The 14,243-nt window shown below is 44.7% G+C and carries 9 protein-coding genes; 6 read left to right on the top strand and 3 right to left on the bottom strand.

All coding sequences use genetic code 11. The features are described from left to right. Window position 1: 1 nt before the first annotated feature. The 3 genes from kduI (at window position 2) to L4D05_RS10975 (ending at window position 2,839) form a co-directional block, all read left to right on the top strand. Entirely contained in the window at window positions 2-832 is an 831-nt protein-coding gene (gene kduI / locus L4D05_RS10985) for a 5-dehydro-4-deoxy-D-glucuronate isomerase (protein WP_428793979.1), read from the top strand. Window positions 833-989: 157 nt separating this feature from the next. Beyond that, window positions 990-2,039 (top strand): glycoside hydrolase family 88/105 protein, encoded by a 1,050-nt coding sequence (locus L4D05_RS10980; protein ID WP_428794009.1) that lies wholly within the window; start codon window positions 990-992, stop codon window positions 2,037-2,039. Window positions 2,040-2,113: 74 nt separating this feature from the next. Then, window positions 2,114-2,839: a carbohydrate-binding family 9-like protein gene (locus L4D05_RS10975; protein WP_428793978.1), complete on the top strand. Its 726-nt coding sequence runs from the start codon at window positions 2,114-2,116 to the stop codon at window positions 2,837-2,839. Window positions 2,840-2,977: 138 nt separating this feature from the next. Here the strand turns inward: L4D05_RS10975 and L4D05_RS10970 are convergent, their stop codons facing one another. The 3 genes from L4D05_RS10970 to L4D05_RS10960 all read right to left on the bottom strand — a co-directional run bounded on the left by L4D05_RS10970 (window position 2,978) and on the right by L4D05_RS10960 (window position 5,962). Continuing rightward, window positions 2,978-3,496, bottom strand: coding sequence for a regulatory protein ToxS (locus tag L4D05_RS10970; RefSeq protein ID WP_428793977.1), 519 nt, complete (start codon window positions 3,494-3,496; stop codon window positions 2,978-2,980). Between the two features lies 1 nt (window position 3,497). Next, window positions 3,498-4,382 carry a winged helix-turn-helix domain-containing protein gene (locus tag L4D05_RS10965; protein WP_428793976.1) on the bottom strand — a complete coding sequence of 295 codons (885 nt, stop codon included), beginning with the start codon at window positions 4,380-4,382 and terminating at the stop codon, window positions 3,498-3,500. Window positions 4,383-4,498: 116 nt separating this feature from the next. After that, window positions 4,499-5,962 carry an OprD family outer membrane porin gene (locus tag L4D05_RS10960; protein WP_428793975.1) on the bottom strand — a complete coding sequence of 488 codons (1,464 nt, stop codon included), beginning with the start codon at window positions 5,960-5,962 and terminating at the stop codon, window positions 4,499-4,501. Between the two features lie 324 nt (window positions 5,963-6,286). Here L4D05_RS10960 and L4D05_RS10955 point away from each other — a divergent pair, with 324 nt between their 5' ends. The 3 genes from L4D05_RS10955 to L4D05_RS10945 all read left to right on the top strand — a co-directional run bounded on the left by L4D05_RS10955 (window position 6,287) and on the right by L4D05_RS10945 (window position 14,013). Beyond that, window positions 6,287-7,666: an autotransporter outer membrane beta-barrel domain-containing protein gene (locus L4D05_RS10955; protein WP_428793974.1), complete on the top strand. Its 1,380-nt coding sequence runs from the start codon at window positions 6,287-6,289 to the stop codon at window positions 7,664-7,666. Window positions 7,667-7,695: 29 nt separating this feature from the next. After that, window positions 7,696-10,809 carry a chondroitinase family polysaccharide lyase gene (locus L4D05_RS10950; RefSeq protein WP_428793973.1) on the top strand — a complete coding sequence of 1,038 codons (3,114 nt, stop codon included), beginning with the start codon at window positions 7,696-7,698 and terminating at the stop codon, window positions 10,807-10,809. Window positions 10,810-10,896: 87 nt separating this feature from the next. Next, window positions 10,897-14,013, top strand: a complete 3,117-nt coding sequence (locus L4D05_RS10945) for a chondroitinase family polysaccharide lyase (protein ID WP_428793972.1) — start codon at window positions 10,897-10,899, stop codon at window positions 14,011-14,013. Window positions 14,014-14,243 lie beyond the last annotated feature (230 nt).

Here is a 14,243-nt window from a genome sequence, read left to right as displayed (position 1 = left end):
TATGAATATTCGTCAACCGATCCACAGTGATCATGCTAAGCAACTGGATACCGCGGGGATCCGTGAGCAATTCTTGATTGAAGACATGTTCCAGCCAGATGCGATCAATCTGACATACAGCCACATTGACAGAATTATTGTTGGTGGCGCGGTACCTACTGCGAGTGCGTTGGCGCTGCAAGGTGGCAAAGAGTTAGGCGTTGATTTCTTTTTAGAGCGTCGTGAGTTGGGTGTGATCAACATTGGTCATCCTGGGATCATCACGGTTGATGGCGTCGAGTATGAGATTGGTACTCGCCAAGCCCTTTACGTTGGTAAAGGGGCAAAAGATGTCCAGTTTAGTAGCACATCAGCAGAGTCTCCAGCGCGTTTCTATATTAACAGCGCACCTGCCCATCAAACGTATCCAACGCGTAAAATTGGCGTTGAAGATGCGTCGGTAGAAACGTTAGGTTCTCCTGAGAACTGTAACGTGCGAACCATCAATAAGTATTTGCACCCAAGCGTACTGCCGACTTGTCAGCTATCAATGGGCTTAACAGAACTCGCACCAGGAAGCCTTTGGAATACGATGCCATGCCATACCCATGAGCGTCGCATGGAAGTGTATCTCTATTTCAACATTCAAGCGGATAACTTGGTGTTCCATTACATGGGCGAGCCACAAGAGACTCGTCATATTGTGGTTCGCAATGAACAGGCGGTAATCAGCCCAAGCTGGTCGATACATTCCGGTGTCGGTACCGCGGCGTACACGTTCATATGGTCAATGGTCGGTGAAAACCAGACATTCCATGATATGGACCATGTAAAAATGAGCGACTTGAAATAGCCAAAAAATAACGACTAGCGTGAGGAAATAACGCTGATCTGTTTTTAATCTGTTATTTGAAAGTCATCTCGTAGATAGAATTATTAATTTTAAAGAACAGTAATAAGGGCAAATACAACTTGTTGGTATTACTGTTTCTTTAGGTAAGGATTGAATGATGAGCTTAGGAACAAAAGAAGAAATTTTGGCGACGATGAAGCGTGTATATCGCTATCAAGCCAACAATCAAACACGTAGTGTTGTTCGTCGTAGTGGTAAAACGCGCTTTATTAAAGATACCGATTGGGAGCGTGGTGTGTTTTGGTCGTGTACATCGGCGGCTTGGAAAGCAACGGATGACAATGAATATCTTGAAGGTGTTTTAGATTACGCCCTTCATACAGGCTTTAGAACGGGCCCCAATGCTCGCTTTGCGGATGATCATATCTGTTGCCAAGCGTATATCGATGTCTACCCAACCGTTGATCAAATTGAAGCGCTAGAGCCAACCATCAAAGCACTCGATATTATGGTCGATGAGCCAGCGCCTGGCCGCAAAGATTGGTGGTGGTGTGATGCATTGTTTATGGCTCCGCCTTCTTTTGCTGCGCTCTCTCAGCAAACGGGCGATGAGCGCTACCTAAATTATATGCATACTGCTTATTGGGATAGCGTCAATCATCTATTAGACCCTGAAACTGGCTTATTTTACCGAGATCACCGCTATATCCCAGACGGCAAAGGTGGAGAGCTACGTGAAAGCAATGGCGAAAAGGTATTTTGGAGCCGTGGTATTGGTTGGGTGTTAGCGTCAGTACCTCGTTTAATGGAGCGTATGCCAGAAGACTTTCATGGCAGAGAGCAGTACTTGGCCATGTACAAAGACCTTGCGGCTGAAGTGATTAAGTATCAGCAGGCAGATGGTTTTTGGCGAACAAGCTTGCTAGACCCAGAAAGCTTCCCTGCACCAGAGAGCAGTGCTACATCATTGTTCTGTTACGGTTTGGCATGGGGCATCAATAATGGTCTTTTAGACCGTGAAACCTACATGCCAGTGGTAGAAAAAGCATGGGCAGCGCTACAGCCATGTATCCATGAGAATGGAATGATGGGATGGGTTCAACTGCCTGCATTTAACCCAAGAGATGTTAAGTTTGAGCACAATATTGACTATGGCGCGGGTGCCTTTATGTTGGCGGCCTCTCAAGTCGCAATATTGAGCGAGTAATTACATAGTTAGCGTTTACAAGGCCGATTTTGACTTGATTGAAATCGGCCTTTTTATTAGTAAAGGAAATAAATATGATAAAGAAATTAGCACCAGCGTTACTACTCCTTAGTGGTTCACTTATTGCTGCTGAAAAAACTAACGATATTGAAAATATTTACCAAATCCAATACACAAAAATAACGCCACAACTCGGTGATAAAGACAGTAATACACTGTGGGAGAGCGCCAATACATTAACGAGCTTTACATTACCTTGGAGAACGACTACACCACCAAAAACTCAATTTAAAGCACTTTGGAACGAAGATGCTATCTATATTCGCTATATCGTAGAAGACCGCAATGTTGTCATTGGAAGCGATCCACAGCGTGGCGCATTAGATTCTGATCGTGTGGAAATATTCTTAGCGCAAGACCGTCAGTTAACGAATTACTATACCTTGGAAGTAGATGCCACCACCCAGTTTTACAGCATGCACGCTCAATATGACCAAGAAGCGAAAAAGATCGGCAGTCGCGATGATGTCTGGCATTGGAACAATGTTGAAACTTATGGTGACACCACGCCTGATGGTTATCATGTAGAAATGAAAATCCCACTAGAAACGATTACAGAACTCAAGCTTTGGCAAAATGATGATCAAACCCAGCTACTGTGCGCTCTGATGAGAGCGGAGTTTTCCAAAATGGAGAATGGAGAGATAGATATGGCGTGGATGACTTGGATCGATCCGAATACCCCTAAGCCTAACTTCCACAATCCAGGCACATTTGGTGAGTGTCAGTTAGTCAAATAGTGGACTGTTTCTGATATAGATTGCTACTTGCAATCGTAAATAAGGGTCACTTGGTAGCGACCCTTATTAATATGGTTAATAGTTAATAGTTAATAGTTAATAGTTAATAGTTAATGGCTAATAGCTAGCTAGGATGAATTAGCGAGAAAACAGTAATGAAGATTCTTGACTTAAATTGGTCAAAAGAAGAGTTTTGTTGTTTACGATATCAACTCGGCGACTTTGCTGCGCTTCAATTTTCAGAAATCGCATAATAATAGCGAGTTGCGCTGTAGTTAGTGGCTCGGATGGGTTAACGCTCGTATCTTTAAACTCATGGGGAGACACTAGCAGATAATTATCGGTCACTTTCCAAGTACCAAATTCAGATATTTTTATCAGTGAAGACTCGTTTGACGAGTCTGTTGACCACTGCATTGACGATTCTCGAAAGTATTCACCATTGGGTAGGTAGCGAACGTTTGCCGTGATTTTCAAGTGACGCAAAGGGACGATTTCAGTGTCCAGATAGTGATGTTCATTGACCACGCCTGAAATATGAGTTTGCCATTCATTGGCCATAAGGGCTCGCTCTATTTTTCGGTCGCTCTTATTATACAGCCAAAAGCTGAATATCGCAGAGGTGAAAAATAAAGTGAAAACACACGACCGTTTCATATTATACGTCTCGTGCACATATATTATTTAGAAGACCGGATGTGCTGCTAAATAGATGCATAGTTGTATTCTGGCTTGACTGTTCAACTGAGTGAATGAAGTTGAGAGCGAGCTGGGCACTTTTTCCACCTGTGACGATGACTTCAGTTGGACGTTGGTCCTGCGGTACCCCTTGAGTGTAGTTGGTTACGCATCGTTCAATTGTTGAGTGCCACTGAGACAGCGTAGCGTGTGGCGTAGAAGTCACGATGTCTATGCTATCAATTTGGCCAAGCGATTGAAACGAATGGGTTGGCGAATCTGCATATGCGTAAGCCAAAATTGGCAATAGTAGCGTTGCAACGATCACCGCCCACATTGCACGTAGTGACGAAGGCGGTTTAATGGCCGGAACAATATCGACTACTGGTTCTGATTTCATGACGGTAGTTGATGCCCAATTTTGGTTTTCCGCTACGGAGTCACACCAATCGGGAACGGTCGTCGAAAGTGGTATTGGTGCTGCCTGAAATGATGTAGTTTCTTCGGAAAATTCGTCCGTTTCTGAGGGTTGAATAGACGCGATGAGCTTGTAGCCTCGTCTTGGAACTGTCTTAACAAAAAGTGGTGTTTTTGTTGGGTCTTTTAGCTGCTTTCTAAGTGTGGATATCGCTTGAGTTAGACTTGAATCTTCCACTTCAATTCCTTGCTCACGCCAAACAAAGTCATGAAATTCACTGCGGCTTATAATTTCATTAGGGCGTGCAATGAGCAGTTGTAAAATACGGTTTTCATTGTTGCCCAGCTTTACTTCTTTATCGTTGTTGGTTTGATCCACAAGTGAGTGGTTAACTGGATTGAATAGATAAGTTTGGCCGAGAATGAATGTCTTCCCTGAATGATTCATGATGTTTTCTCGCTATTTGAAAGTGATTAATTCTGATAACTGAAATGGTACAAATAATAAAAGTCGTAAAGATAAATAAGCTAGCTTATTGAATAAGCTAGCTTTTATAGTGGTTGTTATAGGTTGAATTTGTAGCTTAGAGCAAACTTGGTTGCGGTTCTGTCACCACGGTTCGGGAATGGGTCATTATCAATGACGCCAGCCATCGTATCGTCAGGTCTAAAGAAGGCTTGTTGCAGATTGAAGACGACACCTTTGAACATACCAGTGCGTGGACGGTAGCGGATCGTGATTGCGTGCTCTTCTTCACGACCGTAGTCTGTCCCACCTGATATTTTGTTCATGACCGGAGCTTCGCCCCAGTGATAACCATACTCAATGAACAGATCGGGCTGACCGAAGTTACGGAAGTCATATTTGACTTGCACAACTCGTGCATCTTCACCATCACGTCGGAATCCATGGTAGTTACCGTTAGTTGGTAGGTTGAGGTAACCTTTTGCGTTACCAAATCCATAACTAAAGGAACCATTACTGCCCTGTTTAGGGGCATCAATATGGGTGAAACCGTACATAAATTCAAAGGCATCGTGCTGAACGCGGAATTCATAAGTAGCGGCAGACGCGTAGTGATCGAAGGCTGCCATGCCTTTCTTGACATCTTCTTCCCATAAGTCGCCCGCGGCTTGGTTATAGTAGTATTGCCCTTTCATATAGACATTGGTCATGGCTGATAAGTTATGGCGATACCAAACTTCCGCATGACTACGTCTTAGGTAATTTTGTGCTTCACCATATGCCGCTCGATAGCCTGCATTTTGGTAGTTTTTACGTATTCTCATCGTGTATAGATAATCGTACGTTAGTGGGTTAGGGTCGTAATAGTTGGAGTTACCCGTTAGGCTGCCCATCTTGGCTTCATTACCACCCATAAAACCGGTGACGAAACCTGCGTCAAAGGTATAGCCATTTTGCGAGTGTTGCATCATGGCACCGCGGTAACTTGATAGTAGTGCACTGTCCAAGTCTGCCGAGGTGATCATACCGGTATTAAAGAAACCATCACCGACACGAGCGTAACCACGATCTCGTCCTTTACCCCAGTCGAGTCGGACATTGGCAACAGCAAGTTTGCCATAGCCACTACTGTCATTACATTTGTATTGTCCTTTATAAGGTTCACCGCCTGTCCAAAAACAGTCTTCACTGATGAATATTTTCTCACCAGCGTTCCAGTTGTGAACGTCACCTGGATAAGATGAGCCAAGCTTAAACATGTGGTTGTAGCCCAAATCAAAGCTCATCGCGAGAGTGTTATCTTTGGAAAAACTCGCTTTGCCTGAACTGTAAAATAAACCGACCGATTGCCCCCACTCATATTGGCGATACATACCATCCACATTTGCATCTGGATAGCGAGTATATCTTTCAGTTGTTTTCAAATGATTCAAAAAGGTCATTGAAACTTGTTGCCCAGCAACAAGTTCATTATAAAATTGGCCAACTGTTGTTGCAGTTGCCGTGGGAATATTTGATAACAAGGTTATCGCAGCTGTCATGGCAAAAGCATTAACCTTCATGGTTTTGCTCCTTTCGCTGCCTGCTTTTAAAAACATGGGTTACATAGTCTCCACAATTTTCTTAATCCAAAAATCGAATTCGCCGTTAATGGTTCATTGGATGCCAAAATCTTGTAGATAATCTTACATTATGTTTTCGAAATCTTTCGTGTTATCCATCACGAAAATAAAAATAAGGTATAATTCAAAAATAACGTCGTGATCACTGAAAATATAATTGAAATATTATAGATTGAAAGCATGTGAAAGCTTTGGTTCGTTTAAACGCTTTTAATTACGGAATTATTAACAAGTTTAACTTTTGTTTTATTGCACGAGGAATTCATGATGGCAGTACAGCATGCCAGCCAGATATCATCACGGTCTAAACTATCAATCGCGGTGTTGTTTGGTTTATTTTTTGTTTCAGCTCAATCTAATGCTGAAAGCAGTACACACTCATATGATGCATTACCGTCGACAACACTTTATTCATTGGCGAATAAAGGTGGGGTTACTGATGCAGCTGCTTGGTCTCAATATCAAGCGGGAGCAGCTTCAAGCTCTGTTGTTGATTCTGCAATTAGAGGTGGCGCAGATTCAACTGAAGCTTACGTATTAAATACATTGCTAGAGCAAGCGCAAGCGAGTGGCAATACCGAGCTACTTGCTTTGTTATCATCGGCAACCACCGATGAAGAAGCGGCTCGTCTAGCGCGAACCATCACGCCAGATCGCAGTGGGGCGAATGTTTATGCCGTACTTCAATCGCAAGAACTGTTTGCTAATGCTATTAAGAAGCGAACTCGCGACAATATTCTTGGCATTCCAGCACAATCGAACTTTTGGGTTAGCGCGTTAGGTAATGACCAAACCTCTTATGTCACCTCTGATGGCGCAAATCGATACGATGGGTTCAATTCTTCATCTGCGGGTGCGGCATTCGGTTTTGATAAAATTCTAGCCAGTGGCAGTCTTGTTGGTTTGGCATTTAGCCATCAATACATCGAAACTGGTTCACGTATGTCGACGAGTTCTTCCGAAATCGGGACGTTTCAAGCCGCAGTCTATGGTCAAACCATGTGGCAAGATGTGAACTTTTCTGGCCGAGGCATTATTGGTCGCGGCGCGCACAAGATGACGCGTACGATTGAAGGTGGCTCAAGCTTTGCTGGGCATGATAATGCTGATGGGCGTACTCATAGTACGACTACCGCTTTTCAGTTAGACATGAGTTACCCACTTTATGTTTCAAGCTTCTCTATCGTTCCTGTGATGTCTGCCAGTTATAACACTGTGATGTTAGACGGCTATTCCGAAGATTATGTTCGTGAGTACAACAACAATGGCGTGTTAACAAAGTCGACAGGTTCCGCTGCGGCACTTGTCTATGACACTCAGTTTTACGACGAGTTATTGCTTGGCGTTGGCTTAGAGCTGGGTCATACCTGGTTTACCGGTATTGGCGCGATTCATACTAGGCTAGGTGGCCATGTTAACTACGACACACTGGATAAGGATTTAACCGTTACGGCGCGTTTAGCAAGCGGTGGCGATAGCTTTACTGTCAAAGCAAACTCTCGAGAAAATATCCGTTATCAAAGTTACCTCGATATGATGCTGGAAACGGATGGACGCTTTTCGTACAGCCTAGGTGTTCAGTATGACTGGGATGACACATCAAAAAATGCCATGGCGTACGGTCGTGCGATTTACTCCTTTTAATCCCCCATTAAAGACAGACTTTTGTATAAATGAATATGTATAAATTATCTAAATTAGCATTAGTTATCGGCTCCATCACTTTGATGGGGTGCGGTGACAACGAGGCCAATACAGAGACGTTAGACAAGCAGTCGTATTTACAGCCTGGTGGCTATATGTACTTCTTCGAAAACGGGATGCCAGATACGATTCATCCTTCTGAAAAAGACTCGCTAGTATTGAATCAGAAATACGCCAAAGATGGCGAGCATAGCTTAGCTTGGAGTTTTACTCCGGGAGCGTCACTTAATTTTGACCAGCCAGTTGGCTACCGACACTTTGTTGCTAATGACACCGATCAGTCAATCAGTACGTTCTCGACTTGGGTTTATAACGCCGTCGCGCAAGAGGAATCGGTACGGTTCAATTTTGGTACTGACGGTGAAGCACAAGTGTATTTCGATATAGACTTCAACTTTACAGGTTGGCGTCATTTGCTGATTCCTTTTAGAGACATGACAGGTTCGCCACAAGAAGGAATGAACTTCTTACGAGTCGATGTCCCTGAAAGCATTCAACCAGGCACGCTTTATTTCGATCAGCTCATGCCAAGTATTCCAGTTGATCCGCGTTGGCCTACTCGTGATAACGTGGTTTCTTTTATCAACTTAGCCGCTGATAGCGCACCAAACCGTCACTGGTTGGCCCATTATTTATATGATGGCTACATGCGCGACGGATTAAGTGGTGCTAAAAATGCTCCGATTGATGCGGAGAGTGTCGAAAAGGTCAGCACACGTCTGGAGTCGTTCATTTTACAAGGCGGAAAGCGTACTGTTGACCTTACCGATATTCAGCAACGCTATGACGAATTCGGCCTTCAAGATATCGATGGTTACGTATCGGGTACCACGATTGGCAACGGCAACCGCCTTAAGATCTTCCTTGATAAAGGCGTGAATAAGGGGCTGCTAAATGAAGATGGCTTTGACACGCTCTTTGATGTTATCGATGTGCGTCAGTACAGCGATCTTGTGCTGCAAATTACTCGTGCGTTACATAGCGATATTTCCGCGCAAGAAAAAGCAGAGTTAACTCAAAAATATCTACTGCTGACTCGATTTGCGTTGGATCAAGGTTATGAGTCAGGCAGCGGTTTAGGTACTTCTCACCATATTGGCTATGGTTTTAGACCTTTATTCGAAGCGCACTTCCTAAATAGAGAACTGCTAGAAGAGCATGGCTTGTTAGGCGATGTAAGCCAAATGATGGCATGGTTCTCAAATGCAGGCCGTATCTATACGCCAGACAATGAGTTGACCAATTTCAACGTTGATATCATGAACACCCAATTGCGCGCCATGCTCTATAGCATTTTGATGCAACCGAATGACCAGGTGCAAGCGACGTTGTTAGCGCAGTTCTCCGCTTGGTTATCACAGTCAATCGTCACTTCGGAAGGCATGTCTGGTGGCTTCAAAGCGGATGGTTCAGTGTTCCACCATATCCAGCATTACCCTGCGTATGCCAGTGGTGCACTTAAGGGCTTAACCCCTGTGGTTGAGGCATTAAGCAAAACCACTTACGCAATAGATAGACCCGCGCATGAGCAACTGAAACATGTTGTCGAGATGGGGGAAATCTATAGCCAAGATATGCATACCTTGATGTCCGTTTCGGGCCGTCACCCAACGGGTAAGCAAACGATCGATCTAGAACCATTCCAACACCTTGCCAACGCAGGTTCTCCTGATGGCAAGCAAGCCATTGATGTTGATATGGCGCAAGCGTATTTACGTTTGGCTCCGGCCAAAAACAACTATCGTCAGCAGTTGCTTGAATTGGGCATTGAAGAGGCGCCTGTTGCTAGCGGAAACTGGGCGATGAACTTTGCAAGCCTTTCTATTCAGCGTCGTGCTGACTGGGTTGCTGCGGTTCGAGGTTTCAGTCGTTATTTAGTTGGTAATGAAAGTTACGCTAACGCCAACCGCTACGGCCGCTATATCAACTATGGTCAGTTAGAGATCATGTCGGGCGACGCCGAAAATCGTGCCTTTAGTCATGATGGTTGGGATTGGAATCGCTGGCCGGGTATTACTTCGGTTCAATTGCCTTTTGAAGAGCTTAACGCACAGCTGCGTAACGTTGATCGATTCAGCGGCCTAGAAGAGATGTTGTTAACCGAACAAACGTATGTCGGTGGATTAAGCCACAACGGCAATGGTTTGTATGCGTTAAAGCTTCAAGGGCACCCTAAATATGATGCCTCTTTCTATGCCAACAAATCGGTGTTTTTCTTTGATGATCGCATTGTAGCGCTCGGGACGGATATCGCGTCTAAAGATGCTCGTTATCCAACTCAGACGACCTTGTTCCAGCATGCGATTCGTCACGAAGGAGAGGATGCCATCGTCAATGGTGCCACATTCTCGGTTGATGGACGCAGAGTGTCCACTACTGAAGAAGCGCCAACGGTATTGATGGATCCTGCCAATAACGCTTACGTTGTTCCAAGTGGGCAATTTGTACAGGTAAAGCAGGGCGAGCAAGCTTCTGTGCATCAGAAAACCAGTAAGCCAACTGCGGGTAAATTTGCCACAGCAGTGATTGATCACGGCAATGCCCCAGAGTCAGCTAGCTACCAATACATCGTCTTGGTTGATACTGAGCAAAAAGTGGCAGAGCAGTTTGCTGAGCAAATGATGTTGGAAGACAGCCCTATGGATGTTTTACAGCAGGATTCGACGGCGCATATCGTGTGGGACAAAGCAACAAACACAACCGCATACGCGATGTTTGAAGCGAGCACGAAGCTTGATGATGATTTGATACGCAGTATTGATGCGCCCGCTATGTTGATGGCATCGCCGAACGGCAGCGCGCTTTCACTATCTATCGTCAATCCAGACTTCAGTTTTTACCAAGGTAAAGATGAGAGTCAATACGACGAAAATGGCGTACTTCAAGAAGTTAGCATTTACTCACGTCCATGGAAAGACCACCCATCTCAACCGGTTGTAACCAATGTTGTGCTAAATGGTCAATGGCAGCTAGCGCAGCCAATCGAAGGGGTATCAGTCACGGTAAACAAAGCGGGTAATACGCTATTGAGTGTGACTACGGTTAATGCTGAAAGCGTGCAACTGAATTTAAAACATATCTAATTATCATCGCTTAACATGAGCCGAACAACATTAGCTTGGCTCAATTACAAAGGTGAGGTGATTCTCACCTTTGACAAGGAATCTTATATGAAGACGAACGTATCTTTATTGAAAACAACGTTTCGAGCTATGCCATTTAGAGCTACGCCGATTGCAGCGATGGTTTCTTCATTGCTTCTATGTGGTGTCGCGATAGCGGAACCTGTGGTAACAGAAAAACCAGCACAAGAAGTGCAAAATGTACAAGATCTACCAAAAGGTCAAGAGACCCAAAAAGCTGGCGAAGAACCACAAGTTCAAGAGACAGCAGTAGACGTTGTAGAACACAACCCACTTGAATCTCAAATTATTGGCTTTGAAGAAGAGACGCTTCCAGATTACATCACCGTCAATGAAGACTCTGCGATTGAGTACACGAAGAAACGCTCCATTTACGGTGAACAATCACTGAAATGGAATTGGAAAAGTGGCGATGAGTTACACATCGATCACACCTTCAATTACTACACTCCAGAAGAGTCGTTCCGCGCCTTTGGCCGTGGCGCATCTTCTGTTTTCTCCCTATGGGTTTACAATGAAAAAGCCAGCGATGGCGAGTTGAAATTTGAGTTTGGCTCAAGTAGCAGTAACTTCACGATGAAACTTAATTTCACTGGATGGCGCACCGTTGGTTTGGCGTTCCATCGTGATATGCAAGGGTCGCCTTCTGCAAAAATGAAAGGTCTGACTGTGACGGCGCAAAACTCCGAGGAAGGTGGCGAAGTCTACATCGACCGTATGATGGTGAGCTTGGATGATATTCGTTATCAATGGTCGGACGATATGGTCACGACCAAGATTACGCTACCTGAAATTGATTATGAGTTGCCAAGTGAATTGCCAGAGCCAACAGAGCAAGAATTGGCGGCACTCGATAGAATTAAAACGGAATTGATTGATTACCATGTTGCCAACATGGGATCTGGCAAGCGTGTTATCGAAGAGATCCGTAATCAATACGACAAGTACAACTTACGCAAAGAAGATGGCGTGATCACGGGTGCTCACCTACTGACTCAGAATCAGATTAAAATCTATTTGCCAGAGCATCTTAACGAAACCGATGCTGCTTACGTTGGCGAATATCAGCGCTTACGTAGTTATGCCGAGTTGATGGAGCGTGTTGCTCGTCTTTGGAAAGTCACCAAAGATCCAGAAATCAAGCAAGAAATGCATGATAAATACATGCTAATGACCGAGCACCTATTGGATCAAGGTTTCCAAAAAGGAGCGAGCTTAGTGGCAACGCACCACTGGGGTTACCCAACGCGTGGTTGGTATGCTTCTGTGTTATTAATGGAAGAGCCGATGCGTGAAGCTGGACTATTAGAGCCAATTCATGACTCATTGATGTGGTTCTCACGTGAATTTAGAGAGCGTGGATTTGCCATGAAGGTCGGGCCGAAAAGTTCAGATATGGACTATTACAACACCCTACTACTGGCGCAAATGATCATGTTGTTACTTGAAGATGATGTGAAAGAGCGCGTTGCCTTGTATCACAAATTCTCTGGTTTCATTTCCGGTAACTTAGCGCAAACACCTGTGGGTTATGCGGATGGTTTCCGACCAGATGGTACAGCTTGGCGACACCGTGGTAACTACCCAGGCTACTCATTTGCGGCATTACGCTTTGCATCATTTGGTGCCTATTTGCTACGTGAATCTCCATTTGAGCTGTCTCAAGAATCGCGTGATTACCTCAAGCACGCCATGATGTCGGCGCGTATTTACAGTAACCCTAACCCTGGGGTTGGTACTAATGGTCGTCGTCCTTTCTTTGGTGTGTCTATTGAGAGAGTCGCGAACGGTTATGAGTGGCTCGCGAAAGCGGGGGTTCATGGTGAAGGCTTTGATAGAGAACTTGCCCAAGCTTACCTGCGAATTACCGATAAATCCGCAGAAGAAGGGAAAGCAATTTTTGGTGCTGACGTCGCACCAGAAGCTCACCCACAAGGTGCGTATACGTATAACTACGCTGCAATGGGAATCTATCGCTACCAAGACAAGATGGTCACAATGAAAGGCTGGAACCGCTACGTTTGGTCTTCTGAGATCTATCAAAAAGCCAACCGCTTTGGTCGTTACCAAAGTCATGGCAGCGTGCAGATCCACAAGTGGGGCGATGAGAAAGAGTATGGTTTTTATGAGGAAGGTTGGGATTGGAACCGCATGCCTGGTGCAACAACCATTCACTTACCATGGGAACTGCTAAATTCACCTCGTGAGCACACGACCATGTTGCACAATGAATCCCGATTCAATGGGGCGACTGATCTAAAAGGTCAATATGGTGCGTTTGGTTTTACCCTAGAAAACCCAACACGTTGGCCTGAGTTTATCGACCCAAGCTTTACGGCGAAGAAGTCGGTGTTTAGTTTTGATAATCGTCTGATTCTGGTCGGCAGCAATATTAGTAATGGTCGCTCTGCTTACAATACTGAAACGACGTTGTTCCAGCACGGTTTAACGGATAAAACGCAAAGTATGTACGTGAATGGTGAGCTCATCACCGAATTCCCATATGAAGCGACCCTTTCTCAAGGGGATTGGGTCATTGATGGGATGGGGAATGGTTATTATGTGGTCAAAGGAGGGGATGTTCATGTACGACGTCAACACCAAGAGTCGCTTGATAACCAGCGAATGAAACCCACAGAAGGCAACTTCTCATCTGCGTGGATTGACCACGGTAAAGCCCCGAAAGGTGAGGAGTATGAATATATTGTAATTCTTGATGCGACGCCTGAAAAAATGGCTGAAGTTGCAAAAGAAATGACCTATTCACCGAGCCAGCCATACGAAGTGATACGTAAGGATGGTAATGCGCATATTGTTCACGACAAAGAAACTGGCGTAACTGGTTATACCGCTTTCGGTTTTGTCCGCACGAACGATAAATGGGTACGTGCAATCAGCACTTCTGCGGTGGTCATGGCAAAAGGTGAAGATGACAAGCTGGCGCTTAGTGTCGCAAACCCAGATTTGAATATGGAACGACACACATTAAGCCGAGTTGCACCTGTGGCGGTCACCTTGATCGGTGCCTGGGAGCTGAGTGAGCCTATGGATAACGTGACATTGCGCCGTAAAGGACCAACCACGGTTGTGAGCGTAAACTGTAAAGATGGGCTGCCTGTTCAAATTGATTTGATTAAGCAATAAGCAACAAATAGCACTTAGAAAACACAATGTAATCATCAAAATAGCCTCCTGTGGAGGCTATTTTTTTTGCTTACGAGATCTGAATAACACATTTTCAATAACTATCATTTCTAGATCACACATTTCGCTATGAAAGCTAATCGAATGAGTGTGAAAGCTCGTATAATTCAATCAAAAGCAAGTGAAAGTGTGGTCGTGTCAGTTGATCATGAAATAATTTAGCGGAAGAG

Source organism: Vibrio nomapromontoriensis (assembly GCF_050337205.1).
In the GTDB taxonomy this organism is placed as follows: Bacteria; Pseudomonadota; Gammaproteobacteria; order Enterobacterales; family Vibrionaceae; genus Vibrio; species Vibrio nomapromontoriensis.
The sequence above is the reverse complement of the archived record's forward strand: the minus strand, read 5'-3'. Positions and strand labels throughout refer to the sequence as shown.